Annotated in this window: 23 protein-coding genes and 1 pseudogene; 18 read left to right on the top strand and 6 right to left on the bottom strand. The window is 40.5% G+C overall.

The window, feature by feature from the left end:
- Positions 1-6 precede the first annotated feature (6 nt).
- Positions 7-588: a manganese efflux pump MntP gene (locus tag BXY_RS17695; RefSeq protein ID WP_004302038.1), complete on the top strand. Its 582-nt coding sequence runs from the start codon at positions 7-9 to the stop codon at positions 586-588.
- A 30-nt stretch (positions 589-618) separates the two neighbouring features.
- Positions 619-1,632: an FAD:protein FMN transferase gene (locus BXY_RS17690; RefSeq protein ID WP_004309770.1), complete on the top strand. Its 1,014-nt coding sequence runs from the start codon at positions 619-621 to the stop codon at positions 1,630-1,632.
- Positions 1,633-1,706: 74 nt separating this feature from the next.
- On the opposite strand, the gene BXY_RS17685 is transcribed toward BXY_RS17690, so the two are convergent.
- Both BXY_RS17685 and BXY_RS17680 read right to left on the bottom strand, forming a co-directional pair.
- A complete protein-coding gene (locus BXY_RS17685; protein ID WP_004302024.1) occupies positions 1,707-2,078 on the bottom strand; it encodes a DMT family protein in 372 nt (123 codons plus the stop codon).
- A 15-nt stretch (positions 2,079-2,093) separates the two neighbouring features.
- Positions 2,094-2,840 (bottom strand): ATP-binding protein, encoded by a 747-nt coding sequence (locus tag BXY_RS17680; protein WP_004304890.1) that lies wholly within the window; start codon positions 2,838-2,840, stop codon positions 2,094-2,096.
- Between the two features lie 183 nt (positions 2,841-3,023).
- On the opposite strand from BXY_RS17680, the gene BXY_RS17675 reads away from it, so the two are divergent.
- The 4 genes from BXY_RS17675 to BXY_RS17660 all read left to right on the top strand — a co-directional run bounded on the left by BXY_RS17675 (position 3,024) and on the right by BXY_RS17660 (position 6,991).
- Entirely contained in the window at positions 3,024-4,445 is a 1,422-nt protein-coding gene (locus BXY_RS17675) for a tetratricopeptide repeat protein (protein WP_004304888.1), read from the top strand.
- A 16-nt stretch (positions 4,446-4,461) separates the two neighbouring features.
- Positions 4,462-4,932 carry an NfeD family protein gene (locus tag BXY_RS17670; protein ID WP_004309768.1) on the top strand — a complete coding sequence of 157 codons (471 nt, stop codon included), beginning with the start codon at positions 4,462-4,464 and terminating at the stop codon, positions 4,930-4,932.
- 22 nt (positions 4,933-4,954) lie between these two features.
- On the top strand, positions 4,955-5,956 hold the full coding sequence (gene floA, locus BXY_RS17665) for a flotillin-like protein FloA (protein ID WP_004304885.1): 1,002 nt from the start codon (positions 4,955-4,957) through the stop codon (positions 5,954-5,956).
- A gap of 156 nt (positions 5,957-6,112) precedes the next feature.
- A complete protein-coding gene (locus BXY_RS17660; RefSeq protein WP_015532570.1) occupies positions 6,113-6,991 on the top strand; it encodes a nucleoside phosphorylase in 879 nt (292 codons plus the stop codon).
- A 117-nt stretch (positions 6,992-7,108) separates the two neighbouring features.
- Here the strand turns inward: BXY_RS17660 and BXY_RS17655 are convergent, their stop codons facing one another.
- Positions 7,109-7,768, bottom strand: coding sequence for an NAD(P)-dependent oxidoreductase (locus tag BXY_RS17655; protein ID WP_004302018.1), 660 nt, complete (start codon positions 7,766-7,768; stop codon positions 7,109-7,111).
- 82 nt (positions 7,769-7,850) lie between these two features.
- On the bottom strand, positions 7,851-9,758 hold the full coding sequence (locus tag BXY_RS17650; RefSeq protein WP_004309766.1) for a PAS domain-containing hybrid sensor histidine kinase/response regulator: 1,908 nt from the start codon (positions 9,756-9,758) through the stop codon (positions 7,851-7,853).
- A 134-nt stretch (positions 9,759-9,892) separates the two neighbouring features.
- On the opposite strand from BXY_RS17650, the gene mnmE reads away from it, so the two are divergent.
- The 5 genes from mnmE (at position 9,893) to BXY_RS17625 (ending at position 15,071) form a co-directional block, all read left to right on the top strand.
- On the top strand, positions 9,893-11,290 hold the full coding sequence (mnmE, locus tag BXY_RS17645) for a tRNA uridine-5-carboxymethylaminomethyl(34) synthesis GTPase MnmE (protein ID WP_015532568.1): 1,398 nt from the start codon (positions 9,893-9,895) through the stop codon (positions 11,288-11,290).
- 249 nt (positions 11,291-11,539) lie between these two features.
- Positions 11,540-12,442: a helix-turn-helix domain-containing protein gene (locus tag BXY_RS17640; RefSeq protein ID WP_117860471.1), complete on the top strand. Its 903-nt coding sequence runs from the start codon at positions 11,540-11,542 to the stop codon at positions 12,440-12,442.
- Positions 12,443-12,526: 84 nt separating this feature from the next.
- Positions 12,527-13,633: a tyrosine-type recombinase/integrase gene (locus BXY_RS17635; RefSeq protein WP_117860472.1), complete on the top strand. Its 1,107-nt coding sequence runs from the start codon at positions 12,527-12,529 to the stop codon at positions 13,631-13,633.
- An 8-nt stretch (positions 13,634-13,641) separates the two neighbouring features.
- On the top strand, positions 13,642-14,001 hold the full coding sequence (locus BXY_RS17630; protein WP_015532566.1) for a hypothetical protein: 360 nt from the start codon (positions 13,642-13,644) through the stop codon (positions 13,999-14,001).
- Positions 14,002-14,183: 182 nt separating this feature from the next.
- A complete protein-coding gene (locus BXY_RS17625) occupies positions 14,184-15,071 on the top strand; it encodes a hypothetical protein (protein WP_015532565.1) in 888 nt (295 codons plus the stop codon).
- A gap of 265 nt (positions 15,072-15,336) precedes the next feature.
- Here BXY_RS17625 and BXY_RS17620 read toward each other — a convergent pair whose 3' ends face one another.
- Together BXY_RS17620 and BXY_RS17615 are read right to left on the bottom strand one after the other, a co-directional pair.
- Positions 15,337-16,434 (bottom strand): DUF3800 domain-containing protein, encoded by a 1,098-nt coding sequence (locus BXY_RS17620; protein WP_015532564.1) that lies wholly within the window; start codon positions 16,432-16,434, stop codon positions 15,337-15,339.
- A gap of 2 nt (positions 16,435-16,436) precedes the next feature.
- Positions 16,437-17,516 (bottom strand): DUF3800 domain-containing protein, encoded by a 1,080-nt coding sequence (locus BXY_RS17615; RefSeq protein WP_015532563.1) that lies wholly within the window; start codon positions 17,514-17,516, stop codon positions 16,437-16,439.
- A 347-nt stretch (positions 17,517-17,863) separates the two neighbouring features.
- Between BXY_RS17615 and BXY_RS17610 the strand changes: the two genes are divergently transcribed.
- The 7 genes and pseudogenes from BXY_RS17610 to BXY_RS23650 all read left to right on the top strand — a co-directional run.
- A complete protein-coding gene (locus BXY_RS17610) occupies positions 17,864-18,232 on the top strand; it encodes a helix-turn-helix domain-containing protein (RefSeq protein WP_015532562.1) in 369 nt (122 codons plus the stop codon).
- 8 nt (positions 18,233-18,240) lie between these two features.
- The gene (locus BXY_RS17605) at positions 18,241-19,617 is read left to right on the top strand and encodes a DUF3987 domain-containing protein (RefSeq protein WP_208946844.1); all 1,377 of its coding nucleotides are present in this window, start codon (positions 18,241-18,243) and stop codon (positions 19,615-19,617) included.
- A 79-nt stretch (positions 19,618-19,696) separates the two neighbouring features.
- On the top strand, positions 19,697-20,776 hold the full coding sequence (locus BXY_RS17600) for a DUF6371 domain-containing protein (RefSeq protein ID WP_208946843.1): 1,080 nt from the start codon (positions 19,697-19,699) through the stop codon (positions 20,774-20,776).
- A gap of 137 nt (positions 20,777-20,913) precedes the next feature.
- Positions 20,914-21,222, top strand: coding sequence for a MobC family plasmid mobilization relaxosome protein (locus BXY_RS17595; RefSeq protein WP_005795754.1), 309 nt, complete (start codon positions 20,914-20,916; stop codon positions 21,220-21,222).
- The gene (locus BXY_RS17590) at positions 21,212-22,153 is read left to right on the top strand and encodes a relaxase/mobilization nuclease domain-containing protein (protein ID WP_015532559.1); all 942 of its coding nucleotides are present in this window, start codon (positions 21,212-21,214) and stop codon (positions 22,151-22,153) included. The genes BXY_RS17595 and BXY_RS17590 overlap by 11 nt, the downstream gene beginning before the upstream one ends.
- 35 nt (positions 22,154-22,188) lie before the next feature.
- Positions 22,189-22,587, top strand: coding sequence for a hypothetical protein (locus BXY_RS17585; protein WP_015532558.1), 399 nt, complete (start codon positions 22,189-22,191; stop codon positions 22,585-22,587).
- Between the two features lie 53 nt (positions 22,588-22,640).
- Positions 22,641-23,000 (top strand): annotated as a pseudogene (locus BXY_RS23650) (restriction endonuclease subunit S); the annotation flags it as partial.

Below are 23,000 nucleotides of genomic sequence, written 5' to 3'. Positions count from 1 at the left end.
AATACAATGACAGGACTAGAGATTTGGCTGCTTGCAATAGGTCTGGCGATGGATTGTTTCGCTGTCTCAATTGCAAGCGGTATTATTTTGAAACGTACCCGTTGGAAACCCATGCTAATCATGGCTTTTGCTTTCGGCTTTTTTCAGGCAATCATGCCATTTATCGGATGGATGTGTGCAAAGACATTCAGTCATCTTATAGAAAGTGTAGACCATTGGATTGCTTTCGCGATCCTTGCCTTCTTAGGCGGACGAATGATTTTAGAATCTTTCAAAGAAGAAGAATGTTGTAAACTGTTCAATCCGGCAAATCCGAAAGTGGTATTGACTATGGCAATAGCCACAAGTATTGATGCATTGGCAATCGGCATTTCCTTTGCCTTTCTGGGAGTTCAGGACTATACCGAAATCCTTCCTCCTATCAGCATCATCGGGTTTGTTTCATTTGTCATGTCACTCATCGGTCTGATCTTTGGTATCCAATGTGGCTGCGGCATCGCCCGGAAACTGAAAGCAGAGTTATGGGGAGGTATCATTCTAGTCATTATCGGACTAAAGATATTAATTGAACATTTATTTCTTCAATAAAACGAGTTTTCTCATCAAATAGAAGAGCGTATGAAAACAAAAAAAAGTTTCCTTTGGCTGGCTTTCCTGATTTTGGCAACTATCTGGATATTAGTCAGACATAATCAACAAGTTGGCTATTACAGTGTCAAAGGTTTGGTGTTTGGGACAGTATATAAAATTACTTATCAGCATGACGGTGACTTAAAACCGGAAATAGAAGCTGAACTAAAACGCTTCGACCAATCTTTATCGCCATTCAATGACAGTTCTGTTATCAGTCGCGTCAACCGCAATGAAGAGCTGGTGACTGATAGTTTTTTCCAGAAATGCTTCCATCGCTCGATGGAAATTTCCCGCGAGACAAAGGGTGCTTTCGACATTACAGTAGCCCCTCTTGCCAATGCTTGGGGATTCGGTTTCAAAAAAGGTGCTTTTCCTGATTCATTAATGATAGACAGTCTGTTACAAATCACCGGATATGAAAAAGTGAAAATGGATAACGGCAAAGTTATCAAACAGGATCCTCGTACTATGTTAAGTTGTAGTGCCGTGGCCAAAGGGTATTCGGTAGACGTAATTGCACAACTGCTCGACCGTAAGGGAATAAAAAACTATATGGTAGATATAGGCGGCGAGGTGGTAGTGAAAGGGAAAAATCCTTCCAAAGGCTTATGGCGCATTGGAATCAATAAGCCCATCGACGATTCACTGGCCGTAAACCAAGACTTACAGACAATTCTTGAGATAACAGATTTAGGCTTGGCTACTTCCGGAAACTATCGCAATTATTATTATAAGGATGGGAAGAAATACGCCCATACGATTGACCCTAGAACTGGCTATCCGGTACAACACAATATCTTGTCCTCTACGGTAATCGCCAAAGACTGTATGACTGCCGACGCCCTTGCCACCGCCTTCATGGTGATGGGACTGGAAGAAGCGGAAGCTTTCTGCAAAGCGGATACAACGATTGACGCCTACTTTATTTATAGTGGAGAAAATGGAGAGTTCAAGACTTATTATACGGAGGGAATGAAAAAATACATAACTACTCCGTAATATATATATATATATATTATACAAACAGAGGTTCTACTTGAGTAAAACAGAACCTCTATTCAATTGGCAAATATCTATTTCATAAACACGAAATACACTGCTGCAATCAGACAAATAAATGCAGCCAGATGATTCCAATGTAAAGCCTCACCTTTAAAGAAGATGGTAGTGAACACTGTAAAAATAACAAGTGTTATTACCTCTTGAATGACTTTTAGTTGCATCAATGAAAACGGGCCTCCATTGCCTATAAAGCCAATGCGATTGGCCGGTATCTGACAGGAATATTCAAAAAAGGCGATCGCCCAGCTGAACGCAATCACACCGATCAGCGGAAGAGCTGCGAACCAACTGTACTCCTGTTTCATCTTTAAATGTCCGTACCAAGCAAATGTCATAAAGACATTAGATACAATCAGTAACAAAATGGTATAGAATCCTTTCATAACAATCTATTCAAATTAATCTATTTTATCTGGTAATAATTCCTCCTGTACATTAGTCATACTGCTCCAAAGGCTATAACGAGCTTCCGGGTTCATCGCTTCCAACTGCCGTAAAATTCCTTTCATATCACTCCGGCTGGACTGCGATTCATAAGGACAATTCTTCACTTGCTTCTGATAATGACGCAAAGCTGCCAATTCTACCAAATCAGCTTCATGGACCAGACACATCGGACGAATAATTGTCATATCAAACTTCTTCATCATCAACCGGGGCGGCATTGTACTGAAAGCTCCCTGATAAGTGATATTCATCAATAAAGTTTCCAAAATATCATCCATATGGTGACCGAGAGCGATTTTATTGCATCCGTGTTCCTTGGCAACTGTGAACAGGGCTTTCCGACGGTTCCATGAACAGAGGAAGCAGGGAGATTTACGTGTGTCGGTAGCAGGATCAAAAGCTGTCTCATACTGCACAAAGGGAACTCCATACGTCTCACAGTGCGCTTTCAAATATTCCGTATCACTCTGATAAGGAATATTCTTCATCACTACATGGACGGCAACGACAGAAAAGCGAGGTTTATAGATACGTGCGCGTCTCCCCAACAGTTCCACAAGCGCCAACGAATCTTTTCCTCCCGATAGTCCGATAAGGATTTTGTCTCCTTCTTCTATCAATCCATATTGCACCACTCCTTTGCTAAACCGCCGTTCAATGCGGCGAATGGTTTTCTCTTCTTCCGTAAATTGTGTCATATCTTTAAAAATCGGCTGCAAAAGTAAGCGAAAAGAATGATTTAAAGAAGAATTAACATAATAGAATCACTGAAAAAGGGTTTATTTCTAATAAATTTGTACTTTTGAACAATTGATAAATGGACCGGTGCCCGAAAGCAGCGATGTTTTCAATCTACCCGTCACTCATAAACGCTCAAAACGATGAAAGGAAAATATATTCTATTTTTAATTTGCAGCCTCTTCCTTTGCGAAGTCTCTGCACAAACGTTGGAACAGGCACGCACCTTATTTACCAAAGGTGAGTACGAACAAGCCAAACCAGTTTTTAAGAAGTATACTAAATCACAACCGTCGAACGGGAATTATAATTATTGGTATGGCGTATGTTGCCTGAAAACCGGAGAGGCGGAAGAGGCGGTGAAACCTCTTGAAATAGCGGTAAAGAAACGTATCACCGGTGGACAACTCTATTTGGGACAAGCATATAATGAGACGTACCGCTTTGAAGACGCAGTGAACTGCTTTGAAGAATACATCGCAGACTTAAGTAAACGCAAGAAACCGACGGAAGAAGCGGAGAAACTTCTGGAGAAAAGCAAATCTGACCTTCGTATGTTGAAGGGGGTTGAGGAAGTATGTATCATCGACAGTTTCGTTGTGGACAAAGCAACTTTCCTGAACGCTTACAAGATCAGCGAAGAATCGGGCAAACTGTTTACTTTCAATGAATTCTTCAAGACAGAAGGAGATCATCCGGGAACTGTTTATGAAACAGAAATCGGAAATAAAATTTATTATAGCGAAAAGGGCGAGAAAGGTAATCTTGATATCTTTTCAAAGAACAAGTTGTTGAATGAATGGAGTGACGGACGTCCGTTACCGGGTAGTATCAATGCTTCCGGGAATGCGAATTATCCGTTTGTTCTATCGGATGGAGTCACCGTTTATTACGCCAGCGATGGCGAGGGATTGGGTGGCTATGATATTTTTGTCACTCGCTACAACACGAATACCGACACTTATCTTGTTCCGGAAAATGTGGGTATGCCGTTCAACTCGCCGTACAACGATTATATGTACGTCATCGATGAATACAACAACCTCGGATGGTTTGCTTCCGACCGTTTCCAACCGGAAGGAAAGGTATGTATTTATGTATTCATCCCTAACACTTCCAAACAGACTTATAATTATGAAGCAATGGAGCAGCAAGAGATCATTCGTCTGGCACAGATTCATTCGCTGAAAGAAACCTGGACGGATAAACAAGCGGTTACCGAAGCACTGCAACGATTGAAAGCTGCTATCAGTCATAAGCCCAAAGAACGCCGTGCCATGGACTTTGAGTTTGTCATTGACGACCATACGACTTACTATCTGATGAGCGACTTTAAATCCGCAAAAGCCAAGACACTTTTCCAACGCTATCAGCAGATGGAAAAAGACTATTATCAACAAGAAGAAAAGCTGAACGGCCTTCGTCAACAATATGCCGGTGCCAACCAACAGGGAAAAGCCAAAATGGCTCCTGCCATTCTCGACCTCGAAAAGCGGATACTGCAAATGTCCGAAGAACTCGATGCTCTCGAAGTGAATGTACGTAATGCAGAAAAAACAAAATAAATAATAACTCTGAACTATGGATATACTCATTATCGCCGTTCTCATTATTGCCGCAGTCATACTGTTTCTGGTAGAACTGTTCGTCATCCCGGGCATTAGTCTGGCCGGAATTTCTGCATTGGTTTGCATCCTGTATGCCAACTACTATGCATTCACCAATTTAGGTATGGCAGGAGGATTTGTCACTCTTGGCATATCAACGGTTGCCTGTATCGGATCACTGATTTGGTTTATGCGATCGAAAATGCTGGACAAACTGGCGTTGAAAAAAGATATCGATTCAAAAGTAGACCGTAGCGCAGAAGATAGCGTCAAAGTGGGTGATATAGGAATCAGTACTACCCGCCTGGCACAAATCGGTTATGCCGAGATTAACGGAAAAATTGTAGAGGTAAAGTCAATAGACGGGTTCCTCAATGAGAAGACTCCGATAATCGTAAGCCGGATCACCGACGGTACAATCATGGTTGAGAAACACAAAGAATAATATTCACTTAATAAAAACATCAATGGAATCATCTTTCTACTTGCCTATCTTTCTGATAGCCGGAGGTATTATCTTCTTGATAATATTTTTCCATTACGTGCCGTTCTTCCTTTGGTTGTCGGCTAAAGTTTCGGGAGTTAACATCTCGCTGATACAACTATTCTTAATGCGTATACGTAACGTTCCGCCGTATATCATCGTTCCGGGAATGATCGAAGCCCACAAAGCCGGTCTGAAAAATATCACCCGCGACGAACTGGAAGCCCATTATCTGGCTGGCGGACACGTAGAAAAGGTAGTTCACGCCTTAGTATCGGCATCGAAAGCCAACATCGAATTGCCTTTCCAGATGGCTACTGCTATCGACCTGGCAGGACGTGACGTATTCGAAGCTGTACAGATGTCTGTAAACCCGAAAGTGATTGATACTCCTCCTGTAACGGCTGTTGCGAAAGACGGTATCCAGTTGATAGCTAAGGCTCGTGTTACAGTACGTGCCAATATCCGCCAGCTGGTCGGTGGTGCAGGTGAAGATACGATCCTTGCCCGTGTAGGTGAAGGTATCGTTTCGTCTATCGGTTCTTCTGAAAACCATAAATCGGTATTGGAGAATCCGGATTCTATCTCTAAACTTGTACTTCGTAAAGGTCTGGACGCAGGAACTGCTTTCGAGATTCTGTCTATTGATATTGCGGACATCGACATAGGTAAGAACATCGGTGCGGCTCTGCAAATCGATCAGGCTAATGCAGATAAGAATATTGCACAGGCAAAAGCTGAAGAGCGCCGTGCTATGGCAGTAGCTTCCGAACAGGAAATGAAAGCAAAAGCACAGGAAGCTCGTGCCAAAGTGATCGAAGCAGAAGCTGAAGTTCCTAAAGCAATGGCTGAAGCTTTCCGCAGTGGAAACTTAGGCATCATGGATTATTATCGCATGAAGAATATCGAAGCTGATACTTCCATGCGTGAGAATATCGCCAAGCCGACAACAGGCAATGCTGGCAATCAGCCATTGAGCAAATAATCGTTCACAAACGCCGGAATCCGATTTTATTTCAGTCGTAAGACGTTCTCCCCTTTCCTATGGAAAAAGAAAGAGACTTCTTCTGAACTTAAATCCGGTTCCGGCGTTTCTATTTATAGATACAATCCTATTATAAAACTAAAACCTTTCAATGACATGAAAAAGTACTTTCCATCCTCTGAATTGATAATCAATGAAGACGGTTCAGTATTCCATCTTCACGTAAAACCCGAATGGTTGGCAGATAAAGTAATCCTGGTAGGTGACCCCGGACGTGTAGCACTCGTAGCTTCTCATTTCGAAAACAAAGAATGTGAAGTGGAAAGCCGCGAATTCAAAACCATCACGGGTACTTACAAAGGTAAACGGATTACGGTAGTCTCTACAGGAATCGGTTGCGATAACATCGACATCGTAATGAATGAATTAGATGCACTCGCCAATATCGACTTTGTCACCCGTGAAGAAAAGGATCAGTTCCGCCAACTGGAATTAGTGCGTATCGGCACATGTGGCGGTCTGCAACCCAATACGCCTGTCGGAACTTTTGTCTGTTCACAAAAGTCCATCGGTTTCGACGGGTTACTGAATTTCTATGCCGGACGTAATGCCGTATGCGATTTGCCTTTCGAACGTGCTTTCCTCAATCACATGGGTTGGTCGGGAAATATGTGCGCTCCTGCTCCTTACGTCATTGATGCCAATGAAGAATTGATTGACCGGATCGCCAAAGACGACATGGTACGTGGAGTGACAATCGCTGCCGGAGGTTTCTTCGGTCCTCAAGGACGTGAACTTCGTATCCCGTTAGCAGACCCGAAACAAAATAATAAGATTGAAGCGTTCGAATATAAAGGTTACAAAATTACCAACTTCGAAATGGAAAGTTCAGCTTTGGCAGGACTTAGCCGATTGATGGGACACAAGGCTATGACCGTCTGCATGGTGATAGCCAACCGACTTATCAAAGAGGCCAACACCGGATATAAGAATACAATCGATACGCTAATTAAGACAGTACTTGACAGGATATAAATCTATATTCAGGAGAGTTAAATTGTAATCGAAAGAATAAAATTGCAATTAAAAGAATGTATAACGGCTTGAATCTTTCACTGATAATATGTGTAGATTCAAGCCATTGTTTTTTTATTAATAACCAATTGTAAATCTCTCCTGATGATGTTTCGGATATTCCAGTTCATCAATCATGGCGGCGGCATAATCTTCAACAGAGATATGGCTGTTTCCTACAATATCTACAATCATATCATCTTTTCCCAACCGATAACGTCCTGTACGTACTCCCGGACGCATATCCGCTGCCGGAGAGAAAAATACCCAGTCTATTTCCTTTTCTTTCTTTAAAAAGTTCAGATAGAACTCTCCTAGAGCTTTCACTCCCGGCAATATATTTTCAGGTACTTCACCGGAATCCATCAGACGCAAGCCCGGAGCGATAAACAAAGAACCGGCACCGCCTACCATCAAAAAGCGATTAACACCCGCTTTCTTCACTCCATCAATAATGGTCAGATAAACTTTGATTGTTTCATCGTATATATCAGGATTATTCCATCCCGGATTGAATGCACTAATAACAGCATCTGCACCCTTACAAACGGCAGCCACTTCATCAAGCGCGGAGACATCGGCTTTCACCACTTTCAGATTTTCATTCTCTATCTTTATCTTTTCCGGATGACGAACCACTGCCGTAACCTCGAAACCACGATTCAATGCTTCATTCAGAAGGGCAGAGCCCACAAAGCCGCTTGCCCCGATAAGGACTATCTTTTTCACTTTCTCCATATTCTAATATATTATAATGTTACTACTATATAATAAATAACACTACAACATTCAGAATGTTAGTTCTCTTTTAGAAAATTAATTATCCGATATAAGATTCTATTGTCTCTTTCAACCTTTCCAAAGAATAGGGCTTTGAGATAACAGCGTTGCATCCTGCCTGAATAGCCTGTTGCTGTTCAGTATAGAAAGCATACGCGGTCACTGCAATAATAGGCACAGTCAGAGAAATAGTACGGATCTTTTCAGTGGCTTGAATACCGTCCATGATCGGCATACGAATATCCATCAGAATCAAATCCGGCTTTTCGCGGATAAAACTATTGATGGCTTCCTGTCCGTTGCGTACCCATGAAATAATATATTCCTTATTCAGAAGAATATTAAGTTGGACAAAGTTCGACTCAATGTCTTCTACCACTAATATCTTTTTACGTTTATCCTCATCAACGTTCTTCTTATGTGAGAGGCTTCTTTCAGCAACTTCTTTCGGTACTTCCTGATAAGGCAAATAGAGTGCAAACGTACTCCCCTGCCCCAATTCTGAAGTTACCTCGATACGGCCGCCCAGTCGTTCTACAATGCTTTTACAAATTGAAAGCCCTAATCCGGTGCCTTGCACAAAATCATTCAGTTTCTCAAACCGGGTGAAAATTTGAGGGAGTTTCTCTTTGGATATACCGCAACCCGTATCGCTGACATACAGTTTCAGCCAGGAGCCTTCATGTTTCAAGCCTAAAGTTATACTTCCCTTTTCCGTATTTTTAATTGCGTTCGACAAGAAATTGAACAATACCTGCATCACACGGTTACGATCAGTAGAAGTCCAGTATTCTCCTTCGGGACGAATCACTTTCAATTCTACATTCGACTTCATCTTCAGCTGGTGCACTTTTTCCACTTCTTCCACTAGTCCTGCGATCTCAACCTGCTGGAAATGCATTTCCGATTTGCCGGATTCAATACGGGAAAGGTCTAAAATATCATTAATCAACTGCAGTAACAGGTTGCTATTTCTCTGAATAATTTCCAGATACTCCATTTTCTCTTCTTCACTTTCTGTCACTGCGATAATCTCCGAAAAACCGACAATAGCATTCAACGGAGTACGAATTTCATGGCTCATATTAGCTAAAAAGACCGACTTCATTTTATCAGCATCTTCCGCACGACGTTTAGCTTCGATCAATTCCTGCGAACGCTGAATCCGGTCTCCGATATCATGTATCAACGCAAGTACCCTGTTTCCTTCAAAGGGGGCGATACGTGCCTGAAAATAATGCAGACTTCCATCCACTTCAAGCGGATATTCTATTTCCTTCAACTTACCATCACGCAAACATTCCCTAATGTTACAAATGAACAAGTCGCTAACCTCCGGTGAATAAATAGATCGTCCATCTGCTCCGCGTAGCACTTCCACAGGGTGAAGCAATATCGTTCCCGGTGCCATCAGGACATCGGTAATAAAGAAATTATCATCAAAAATAAAAATGAATTCCGGCAATGCTTCAATTATTTTGCGATTATACTCTTCCAGATATTTGATATGTTGCTCCTTTTCGCATTGTGAAGTGACGTTCACCGTATATGCCAGCAGTTTACCCGGATGACTTTCGCAACTCTCTTTGTAAGACAGAAAATGATCTTCCAGCCAAATTACTTTCCCTTGTTCACTTATACAACGAACTCTAATTTGTGAGGTCTTAGAGTCTGATGAAAGCATTTCTGCAAAGGCTTGTTTATAGAATTCAATATCTTCCGGATGAATAAACCGATAGAAATCATCTATATCTTCAAAAATGATCCCGGCATCCTTTAATCCCAGTGTAAAAAAATAATCGTTTGAAAAGGAGCATTTGCCCGTAATGATATCATATTCCCACAAAGCTATTTGATGAGCTGCAAGGACAGAAAGTATTTCTTGTGAGTTCTCCCGTATGAGTTCACTCTTTTCATTGGAAGAATATAAATTAATCGCTGGTTCCATAAGCATTATTGTTTTATTTTGTTTGGTGTACCACTGCATGGCAGCAAATATAAACAAATAAAGCACAAGTTGTGCTCAATTTTCTGTTTTTTACTTAGAAACAATTATCTTTGCTCATCCAAAAAGAAAAAACAATGATTCAAGATACTATCTGTGCCATCGCTACCGCTCAAGGCGGTGCTATCGGAAGCATCCGCGTTTCCGGTCCGGAAGCTATTTCTATTACCGGCAGCATCTTCAAGCCAGCCAAAGCTGGCAAATTATTGAGCGAACAAAAACCATATACTTTGACATTCGGGCGTATTTATGACGGAGACGAGATGATTGATGAAGTGCTCGTCAGCCTTTTCCGTGCTCCTCATTCGTATACGGGAGAAGACAGTACGGAAATCACGTGTCATGGTTCCACTTATATTCTTCAACAGGTAATGCAGTTGCTTATTAAAAACGGTTGCCGCATGGCCCAGCCGGGAGAATATACGCAACGTGCTTTCCTCAATGGAAAAATGGATTTAAGTCAGGCAGAAGCTGTGGCGGACTTGATTGCTTCTTCATCTGCTGCCACTCACCGATTGGCAATGAGCCAGATGCGGGGTGGATTCAGTAAAGAGCTGACAGATCTACGCAACAAGTTGTTGAATTTCACTTCCATGATTGAATTGGAGTTGGATTTCAGCGAAGAGGATGTGGAATTTGCCGATCGTTCGGCATTAAGGAAACTGGCAGATGAAATTGAACAGGTCATTTCGCGGTTGGCTCATTCATTTAGTGTCGGGAACGCCATTAAGAATGGTGTTCCCGTAGCTATCATCGGTGAAACAAATGCCGGAAAATCGACTTTACTGAATGTATTATTGAATGAGGATAAAGCCATTGTCAGTGATATTCACGGGACAACACGTGATGTAATCGAAGATACTGTCAATATCGGAGGAATCACTTTCCGGTTCATTGATACCGCCGGAATCCGGGAAACCAATGACACGATTGAAAGTTTGGGTATTGAACGTACTTTTCAGAAGTTGGATCAGGCGGAGATTGTTCTTTGGATGGTAGATGCTGTGAATGCCGCTTCTCAAATTGAACAGTTATCGGAGAAAATAATTCCACGTTGCGAAGGAAAACATTTGATTGTTGTATTCAATAAGGCTGATTTGATTGAAGATAAACAGAAAGAGAATGTATTATCTTTATTAAAAGACTTCCCCAAAGAATCTACGGAATCTATTTTCATCTCGGCCAAACAACGGAAGAATACAAGTGAGCTACAAAAAATGCTTATTGATGCCGCACACTTGCCTACAGTGACACAGAATGATATTATTGTGACAAACGTAAGACATTACGAAGCTTTAAACAAAGCTTTGGAAGCTATTCATAGAGTACAAAACGGACTTGATTCGCAGATTTCCGGGGATTTTCTTTCGCAAGACATACGAGAGTGTATCTTCTTTATTTCGGACATAGCGGGGGAGGTTACGAATGATATGGTGCTTCAAAATATCTTTCAACATTTTTGTATTGGAAAGTAAGTGGTGATTACCAACGATTAGCATATATCATCAACGATTATTAAGGCGTTCATTTTGAGCGCCTTCTTTTTTAGCCTTATAAGCGATGGTTATCGTTTATAGGGCTTTTTCAGCTCATTTTTGTACCGTATTTGTTGCTCGCTTGTTACTCTCCGATTTTAGGTCGGAAAGGTCGTGGATACACTGGTACGTCATGGTACGTGGTGGTACGCGATGAAACAGATTTGGCGAAATAAACGGATAAATAAAATGAGTAGTAGAATCGACATTCAGAAAAGATGTAAGTGGTGCAACGCTGTTTTCACAGCTCATAAGACTACCACAGAGTATTGTTCACACCGATGTGCCAACCTTGCCTACAAAGACAGGGTTAGAAAACAACGCATCGAAAGTCTGCAACATGAACTTGGGAAAAGTATCAAGACACCTCCCAACTTAAACAAAGAATATCTTACCCCATCAGAAGTAGCCGAATTATTAAATATCGGGCGCACTTCCATATATCGCTATATCCGCAATGGAGTAATCAAGGTAATCCGATTTGAAAGGAAAACCCTTGTTCGCAGAGCTGACATAGAAGATATGACAGATTTTATTGTTCAAGAAGTAGAGAACAATAAAGCAAAAGAGAAAGCTCCTATCACCGACTTCTACACCACAGCCGAAGTAAAAGAGAAATACCATGTAAACGAGTCATGGATATTCGCAGTGGCTAAGAAGAACAACATACCTCGGACTTTCAATCGTGGCAAAACTTATTGGAGCAAAAAGCACATGGACGCTTACTTTGCCAAGAAAGCCCCGAATCCTGACATTACCGAATGGTATAGTACTCAAGAAATGCAGGAGAAGTTCGGCATGACCTTATCCGCTATCTACACTTTCGTTTCCAAGAATGCCATTCCGAAGAAGAAAGAGGGAATCATGGTGTACTATTCCAAGAAACATGTGGATATAGCAAAAGGTATAGCTGCACCCGAAGAACCGCAATATTATACGGTAGCCGAAGCGATGGAGAAGTTCAACCTAACCCGTGACCAACTCTATCATTACGCAAAATATCATAATATCTCAAAGGTCAAGAAAGGCAAATACACGCTTATCTCCAAGCTAGAACTGGATAAGTTGCTTGCAGCCCCAAAGATAGAATAAGTTGTTTATCGGTGAATGTTGCCACCATTAAATCACTCTATTCCTTTGCACCAAACAAATGTAAAATTCTAAATATTAAACAGTATGACACACACGTGTACAAAAGTAACAGTTCGTCAGAGGGCGATTCGGAACAATCGCATCTCCTTGTATCTGGATTATTATCCGGCAGTCCGTAACCCTGAAACGATGCAAATGAGCCGCAGGGAATACCTCGGCATCTACATCTATGCCCATCCCAAAAACGAAATGGAACGGGAGTTCAACAACGATATGTTGAACAAGGCAGAGGCTATCCGTTGCATCAGAGTGCAGTCGCTTATCAATGAAGAGTTCGGTTTCTTGGATAAGACCAAGCAGAAAGCCGACTTCCTCGCCTATTTTAAGAAGATGTGCCGAAGCAAAGACCAGAAATGGACATTCGTCTATCAGCATTTCTACAACTTTGTCAAAGGGCAATGTACCTTTGGCGAAGTGAATGTGGATTTATGCAAGAAATTCCGTGAGTATCTGTTGAATGCCAAGCAACTTAAACACAGTAACCGCCCCATATCCCTCAATTCGGCATCCGGCTATTATTCCACTTTCAGAGGGTTGTTGAAGATAGCTTATCGGGACAAATGGCTTCGTGAAAACATCAATGACTATCTTGATAAGATTGAACCACAAGATGTGAAGAAAGAGTACCTGACACTGGACGAAGTGAAGCAGCTTGCCGCCACACCTTGTGACATTCCCGTTCTGAAAGCAGCTTCTTTGTTTGCTTGTCTGACAGGACTACGCATTAGCGATATTCTCAATCTTCAATGGGAAGACTTCGCCATTGCTCCCGACCAAGGCTATTGTTTGCGTATCAGAACCCAGAAAACCCAAACGGAAGCAACGCTCCCCATCAGTTACGAAGCCTACGAACTATGTGGTACGCCCGACACAGGTAAGGTTTTCAAGGGCCTGAAGCGAAGCATGATTAACTATCCGCTGAAAAACTGGCTCAAAAAGGCAGGAATAACGAAGCCGATAACCTTTCACGGATTTCGTCACTCCTACGCAGTCATACAAATTTCTTTAGGTACAGACATTTACACAGTTTCAAAGATGCTAACCCACAAGAATGTTTCCACTACTCAAATCTATGCAGATTTGGTAAATGTAAAGAAACGAGAGACAGCCAATAAAATTTCACTGAAATAAACACAACCATGAAACGAGGAATCATAACAAACAACGGACAAGGCATTCATATCTCTGATGGCGAAGTATGGATGACCGCTTGGGAGATTGCCGACTTGTTCTATACAACGGCTGGAGCAATCAACTCTCGCATAAAAGCAATATTGAAAACCAACGTCTTAAAGAGGTATGAAGTTTGCCAATGTATAAGGTTAGAAAATGGGAGTAGTGCCGATGTGTATAATCTTAATATGATTATCGCCTTATCCTATCAAATAGACACGGGACATTCCACTACATTCAGGAAATGGGTTATCAATAAAGTTGCCAAGCAAAAGGACATATCACTATTTATTCCAATAAGGTCAGCTAACACTTATAATTGCTGATACCCACAACTTAAAAGTCCGATGTAGGCTAGTCCCATGTCGGACTTTCCTTTGCTATTTTGGCACAGGTGGCATAGAAAAATGCTACCTACCTGTGCCAAAAGCTGCCACTTCCCGGGAAATGTATCTACACATCTTGCAAATGATATATATTTGCACACAAACGATTAACATATATCATTATGGAGCAGAAAAAGATAGAACGTATAACTTTGAATTTGATTGTTTTCGGAACAATCGTCATCATTGGTGTTTTAGCTCGTCAGACTGTACTACACTATGGTTGGGATGACTTTAGCAGCAACCTTATTTTCGTAGTATGCTCCATTATCATAGGAGCTATCTATCTAAATCTGCAAATGGTATTCGGACAACTCCTTTCACCAACAATAGAAAAGTGCTTTATGAGATTTGAATGTTACCGCAATAAGGCTGCGGTAGTTGAATCTCCAATTATACACGCTGAACTTGCCGAAAATACCATAATTTCAGAACCTATCATTTCAAAACCTGAACCCAAAATTGAAATAGAAACTACATCTGACACAACAGAAGTAGTTTCTACTCCTTCATGTCCTGAACTCAACGAAGACGTGGCAGAACTTCCTAAGGAAGAAACCACACCTTCTACCATCAACAATATATCTATTGAAGAATCCAATCAGCCAACAGAATACGATCTATTCCGTGCCAACGCTATGGCTGAGAAGGAACGAGCATCACAAGAAAAGTTAGATAAGGTTCTCACATATACGAAACAGAACTTGGTTCTTTATCTTAGCGAAACAGACCTTAATCGTCTATGTGAATATATTACGGAATACTACCTATCCGATTCCCTCCCTAAGGTTGAACAGATAAAGGTTGATGCTCAATTAAAAACCATTGACATCATGCACTTTGGTTGGAATATCGGCAAAGCATTCGGCAAACCTCGCCTACAGACTGCCACATTTATAAAGAGAGTATTTGCTCATACTCTCCGCGATTCGGAAATATCCACCATTGAGCGTAAAATGTCACATACGGAATCAGAGTGCAAGATTAAACTGGATAGTAAAATAGTGTAGATTTTATTTGTTGTTCACATTTTGTTACGAGATTTAGCTACGTTCTTGAGATAGTGGCTAAACTTTTTACACTATATCAATCCCTAAGCATTCTCTGCACCAATCAAATTAAACTTTCCAACATCAACTCTTACCAATAATTATTGTAGCTTTACATCGGCTAATAATCAATCGCTTATGATTATCTATACGCTAAAAACTCTAAGTGCGCATAATATAAAAATAACATATCACAAAGTCACTCATTCGCTCTAGAATCGCCATACTATTGTATATACTTATGATATTTGGCAACCGTATGCTGACAAGCAACAAAATGCACAAACAATGGATTATAGTTCATAGAATCAGCAAGTATTCTATTTAAGAGTTTGTAATTATTCTTTTGATTTTCATCAAAGTTTTGAATATCAGCATCAACCTCTGGTTCTAATCTATCAAGGAAAATCATATATTTACGTAAAATAGAAACCACATAATCACTAACTTGTATCATTGCATCTGATCCAGACTCCTTAAAACTATAATTATCAGGAGCTTTACCATCAATAATAATATCTTCTTCTGTAATCTGGCTCATAACCTGTTTTTCTTCATCAAACACCAAGGTTTTCTTTGGGAAGCTAAGAATCTGTTGCCTATAAAATTGCACAAAATTTCCGACCCATTCATGAGTAGTTTCATTCTGAATAAAAATCAATTCTTTCTGTTCTTTAGCTTTCTCAAGACAACTTTTGAGAAAGACTAGCAACGGATTTAAACGGTATTTTTTCACATCTTCGGCAATGACACCATCAATAAGGATTATAAGTTCTGACAAGAAATCCTTAATGTACTTTGTTCCAACATTTGGATACTTATATTTTTTGAATATTGAGATTGTTGTATTTGGATTCCTTTTCAAGACTTTGTATAGTTCGGCTTTGAATGCAAATGGATTAAATTCTAGTCCACATATTGAATCAATAATATCCACAAATCCATAATACAAAACCTGCACAATACAAAAATGAATATGCCATCCTTTGTCTTGAATTATTTGGAGTATTTTTCTAAAATTCTCCTTGCGCAATATTTCAATAAAAGTTCCTTTTAAATCCTTCGTCGATTTTATTTCTTTTTCTAAGTTTTTACCTAATGCCGTTTTCAACTCTTCCAAAGAAATAATATCATCTGCCTGAACACCACCTAACACAAATACAGTATCTGAATCTGCATTGAGTTTGCAATCTTTCACAATCAAGTGTTTTACGTTACCTGATTCATCGTAGTATAAAGTTTCCTCTTTATCAATATACATCTCATCTATACCTTGAGCTTTCATCATCATTCTGATGCTATTACTAACTTCTGTATAATCCATGATTAAATATTTGATTTTTTGTTTATATTTATACGATCGCTATGTTCGCATAGAAAATCCAAAGGATCAATCTCTGCAGTTTCCTTCATTCTTGCTTCAATAAAATCATTTGTAGAAGGTGCTATATTAAGCTTAATATTCTGGAATATTGGCAGCGACTTTATCTTATCTTGATACTTCACGAACTTATCATTTCGCGGTGTAAGAGCAAAGCATAATGCACTTGCAAACACATCTGCTAACTGTATTCCGAACTCTTCATGAGACTTTGCAATTTCCATATTACCAACAGGCAGAGGATAGACATGCTTTCCTTTACCATACCCAACAACAGTTTCTGGCACTTCCATATCCCTTAGGCTTTCCATAAACTCTATGTTTGCAAAGAATGGTTCCGAGGAATCAAAAAGAACATTCTCTTTTACCTTTGTTTTATTATACCATTCTTGAATCGATACGGAAAACAATGGTATTGTTAAATCAATATAGAATTTCTTATGGGTTAAGGCTTCTTTAACATATTGTATTGTAGGAAGTATCTCTGACAGCATATCGAAAAACCCTTCTCTTGTATCAACATCATATCTCAACTTGTCTGTAGTTCTATAAAAGTTCGCAACAGATTCTATTGACGGTTTCCTAACCATCCCAACAAAATTATTCTCAAATTCTGCCACCAAGTCCTTATTAGAATGCAATATAGCAAAACAATACAAGCCATTAGCCAGAATCAGATTCTTTGCTCCTTCATATAGATTTATACCATTGAAGTGATACATTGTTTCTACTAGAATATTCACAATATTAGCATAGATACAGTATCGTTTATGCGCAAACGATGGAAGTACGTGATAATTGTCCATCAGAGGGTGATTAAATATCTTATCCAGTATTTTCTGACCATGATAACTTTTATACATACTTTTGAAATGAAGTTCCCTCCCCCATTCACAATAACCCACCTCTTCTTTTATTTGAGCAATTTCTTCATCTGTCATCCTAATAGAAGCTAATGAAAAATAAGGTTGTTTACTATTTATCAAATCAGGTCCAGTATATCCAGACTCATCAAAATACAACATACAAAAATAATTTTATCATTAGGTTGTTATAACTATCTTATTATGAAAAGCGTCTAATACATTCCATAATAAGTTGAATTAAAGAAATACAAAGTTAGTAAAAAGTCAAATATATAAGTATCTATTCCTCAATATTTTATTATCACATATTCCATATTTACGGAAAACAAAGTTATTTCTTATCAATACCTAATAAAAGCATTTATAGTGTTTAATCATATAGTATATATTTAATTATCAATTACTTGCTACTATTCAAAGTTATACTACAGTTATATTTTGGTGAATGATTCCACCATTGAAACACCTGTTTCCTTTGCCGTCGAACAATTAAAAATGAGCGACATATGCAAAAAGAAACAGTAACATTTGATAAGCTGCCCGAAGCGGTAGGTTATCTGACCGAACAGGTTATTGAGTTGAAAAGAATGGTGTCGGAACTTCAACCACCAGCATCAGACAAGCACGTATTGGTTGAAATTGAGGATGCTTGCCGTATCATCAGAAAAGCCAAGCCAACCATTTATACATTGGTACGCAAAGGACTTCTTCCTGCCTATAAGAAAGGCAAGAAGCTCTATTTCTACGAAGACGAACTTCTGGCTTGGATTGAGAACGGGCGTAGAAAGACTTCCGAGCAAACATACGAGGAGATGCTGGCAAATATGCAAGGCGGTGTCCGTCATAAGCCCAAATCATCCATGAAACTTAAATGAGTGTAGATATGGATACATATTCTATTAATCCGGCATCCATCATTGACGAAGCGGTTGATTTAAGTATGCGACTGACGGGTACTGATTTTCCTGTCAGCATATTCCCGTCAAAAATCCAACGCATCATCAGCGAAGTACACGAATGCCATAACTACCCTACCGACTACATTGCCGCAGCTATCCTTACGGCAATAGCGGTCGGCATAGGTAACACACATCTTGCCCAAATCAAGCAAGGCTGGATAGAAAGTCCTATCCTGTATATAGCATTGATAGGAAGACCAGGAGCAAACAAAAGCCATCCGCTTAGCTTTGCGATGAAACCGTTCCTTGATTACGACTATCAGCAAAATCAAGTCTTTGAAAAGGCTCTTGCCAAGTATGATGAGCTGATGAGTATGAGCCGCAAAGAACGTGCGGATAACGGTGAAGAACAATTTCCACAGGAACCAGTCCGCAAACGCTTCTTGATTTCGGATGTAACACCTGAAGGCTTGAGCCTTATTCATGCGCAAAACAAACGTGGTTTATGCTTGTGGGCTGACGAGTTATCCGCTTGGTTCAAGAACTTCAACCGCTACAACAACGGTTCGGAGGAACAATTCTGGTTGTCAGTGTTCAGTGCCAAGACCACGATATCCGACCGCAAGAATGCCAAGAGTTCAATCTTCATCAAGCGACCGTATATATCGGTTATCGGCACTATTCAAAAGAAGATTCTCAGTGAACTGGCTAAAGGCGAACGCTCCAGTAACGGATTCATTGACCGCATTCTGTTTGTGATGCCCAATCTGCAACAGAAAGCACGTTGGAATGACAAGGAACTGCCGGAGAATATCGAACAAGAATGGAATACCATTATTGACAAGCTGATACAACAGGAATATGTCCTCAATGAGTTTGGAGAGATAGAACCACATATTCTTCTTTTCACGGAGGATGCTAAGAGACGGCTTTACGAATGGCAGCACCATTTCTCTGAGTTGTGCGACCGAGAGACAAACGACACTATTGTGAGTATCTATTGCAAATTGGAAATATACATCATCCGTTTCTGTCTGATTATCCAATTAGCCCGATGGACTTGTGGAGAGTGTGATAAAACCTATATCGACTTGTTGACGGTAGAACGAGCCATCAAACTGACGGAGTATTTTAAGGAATCCGCATTGAGCGTTCAAAATATCCTCAATGAGAATGCGTTCAACAGCCAACAACAGGCGATAGTCAATCTACTTCCTCCAGCCTTTACAACTGCCCAAGCTATACAGATAGCCGAGCAGAATGGAATGAAGGAACGGACATTTCAACGCTTCCTCAATGACAACATCGGAACATTGTTCCGTAAAGAAAAACATGGAGAATATTCAAAGATTAACCCGTGACATTTTTGTCGGTTTTGACACTTTCCAAACGAAAACGACAATAACGACAAAAGTGACACACCCCCCAAAAAGACATACAATGAGTACACATAGATTCATATTAGAACCCTACAAAGGTGTCAGCACTCGGCACACTTGCCCAAACTGCCACCGCCAAAGATGCTTTTCCAAGTACATTGATACAGAGAAGCAAATCAAGTTCCCCGAGTACGTGGGACGTTGTGACCATGAACAAAAATGCGGTTATCACTTCACACCTCGTGATTATTTTGAGCAGAATCCGTCAGAGAAAGAAAAGTTTACGGAGGATAGTTTCAGAAGCTATACCCCTATTAAGGAAGTGCAACCAATAGCTACTTCCTACATTGATTTGGATATAGTCAACCAATCATTGCGTAGCTATCCAACGAATAAGTTGTTTCAATTTCTATCGGCTCAGTTCGGAGAAACAGAAACATTAAAGCTCATGAAGAGATACAAGGTTGGTACTTCTAAATATTGGGACGGTGCAACCGTATTCTGGCAAACGGACAATCAGAATAAAATCCGTACAGGTAAGATAATGCTTTACAATTCCGAAACAGGTAAGCGGATAAAAGAGCCATACAATCATGTCACGTGGGTACACTCCGTACTGCACAAGGGCGATTACAATTTGAAGCAATGCTTCTTCGGTGAGCATTTGCTTCCTGAAGACAAAAGCCGTCCTGTTGCACTGGTCGAAAGTGAGAAAACGACACTTATTGCTTCCTACTATCTACCGCAATTCCTATGGATAGCATCCGGTGGAAAGAACGGTTGCTTCAATGCCAACAGCCTATCCGTTCTGGCTGGAAGAAGCGTTGTATTATTTCCCGATTTAGGAGCGACAGACTATTGGCAGAGCAAAATCGGTCTGATGAAAAGCTACGGAATTAAGGTGCAGATGTTCGATTATCTGGAAGTCAACGCCACCGAAAACGAGCGAAAAGAGGGGTACGACATAGCCGATTATCTGCTCAAAGTGAAGCCTGATGAAGCTATCCTCCAACAGATGATAAGGATGAATCCTGCCTTGAAAACACTGATAAAAACATTCGATTTGAAACTCATTAGCATACAACATGGCACTCCACAACCGAAGGTTTCACCACCTAAGAAAAGAGGATTCAGACTTTGAACTCAGAGAGAGAAATTGAGACTTTTTTACTGTAGCAAGTTAATGTCGGTGTATTACATTTCCCGACCACTTGCTCCTCAAAAAGTCTGAGGATACGGCTCCCGATGGTCACAAATTATTCACTAAAACAAATTCAAATGGAAAAGAAATATACAATAACAATCCGTCTGTCATATCAGCAACACGCATGGCTTGGTGCGCTTTGCAGACGGAGCAAGCAGACTCAAAGTGAAGTCATCCGTTCGCTCATCGAGAACGGTTCGGTACGTGAAAGAATCACGCAAGAGCATATTCACATCATCCGGCAACTGATTGGTGAAAGTACCAATCTTAACCAGTTGGCAAGACAAGCGAACACCTACGGTTTCTTTGCCGTTGCGGATAGATGCGAGGAAATGGCTCAGCATATTAATCAACTTATAAAACAACTGAAAAATGATAGGTAAACAGACTAAAGGAACATCGTTCGGTGGTTGTGTCCGCTATGTCCTCAAAGAGGAAAAATCCAAGCTATTAGAAGCGGCCGGAGTAGAAGGTACACCCGAACAAATAGCAGAGCAATTTGAGTTACAGGCATTACTCAATGACAAGGTAAAGAATATTGTCGGACACACTTCGCTCAACTTTTCACCAGAAGACAGTGCAAGGCTAAAGTCTGATGATGTTCTGATGCTAAACATAGCGCACGACTATATGAAGCTGATGGGTATTGAAAATACGCAATACATCATTGCCCGACATATCGACCGTGAGCATCCGCATTGCCATATCGTATTCAACCGGGTGGACAATGACGGTAAAACAATTAGCGACAAGAATGACTTCCGTAAGAATGAGAAAGTCTGCAAAATGCTGACCGCCAAATATCGCTTGCACTTTGCCAATGGTAAAGACCATATCAAAGAGGAACGCTTGCGCCCATACGATAAGGCAAAGCACGAGATATACAAGGCATTGAAAGAAGAACTGCCCACAGCTCATAGTTGGGATGATTTGAAAGATGCGCTTGCCGACCGGGAGATTGATATGAAATTCAAAGTCAGCCGGACTACACGGGAAATACAAGGTGTCAAGTTTGAACATAACGGCTTTTCTTTCTCCGGCTCAAAAGTAGGTCGAGAGTTCAGCTACTTGAATATCGACAACCGACTGGAAGAGAATGCTTGTGCATCTTTGTTGGAGTCTGCCAAACAGGAATCCAAACAACAAAAAGAAGAGGTACAGCAAAGCGTTTCCCATTCCGATGATAGCTTTGGCATCAGTCTCGGTTTGCTAAACGGTAGCTCATCCTACGATGCCACTGCCGCAGAAGAAGCAGAGTTCAATCGCCTAATGAAAAAGAAAAAGGCTAAGCGTAAGCGAGGCTTTCATTTATAATTCTCTATTTATTAATTTTTAAAACCCAATTATTTATGGTACAAAAAGATTTAATTCTTGATTTCAATCTCTACTTGTGTGAGAAATTTGGCTACAGAGAAAGCTGTAGCGTGATGTCCCATGCCAACGGCTTTTGTGTGGACATTCGTGAACGTGATTTAGACTGCTATATCCGCTTCTGGGAGTATAGCTGTGGAAGAGGCAACTTTCCCGACTGGTCTATCATCATTGTGCGCAGTAATTTCAAAAAGAACCAAGAAGAAAGCCTGAAAGACTTGGCTCGGTTCTTCAAGGAGTACATGCCACGCTACGGTTACAAATACTTCTGCACCGAAGATGATGACTACAAGTATTATCAGACACTTGGTTTAAAGTGTATAATGGACGGGGTTTATCCCAATTATGCACTTGCACTGAAGGATTTGAATGTCTGAGACATGGTTTAGAGTTAAGGAGGGGATTTTTCCTCTCCTTTTCTTATATACCGATAAATCAGAATTTAGAGGCGATGGCGAAGCAGCTCTACGACTACTGGTTCGTGCAGTTTGACTTCCCTAATGAGGAGGGCAAACCGTATAAATCAAGCGGTGGCAAAATGGTGTGGAACGAGAAGTTGAAAAGGGTGATACCGAAAGGGTGGGAAATACGTCCCTTAAACTCATTGATTACAGTCAAAGATGGTACACATGAATCACCAAAGCAACAACATGAAGGTCGTTATCTAATAACCTCAAAGCATTTACTATCATCTGGAATTGATTATAATACAGCATACTACATTTCTGAAGAAGATTACATTGCCATTAATAAAAGAAGTCAAGTTGGAACAAATGATATTTTATTCTCT

This window comes from Bacteroides xylanisolvens XB1A (genome assembly GCF_000210075.1).
Taxonomy (GTDB): domain Bacteria; phylum Bacteroidota; class Bacteroidia; order Bacteroidales; family Bacteroidaceae; genus Bacteroides; species Bacteroides xylanisolvens.
The sequence above is the reverse complement of the archived record's forward strand: the minus strand, read 5'-3'. Positions and strand labels throughout refer to the sequence as shown.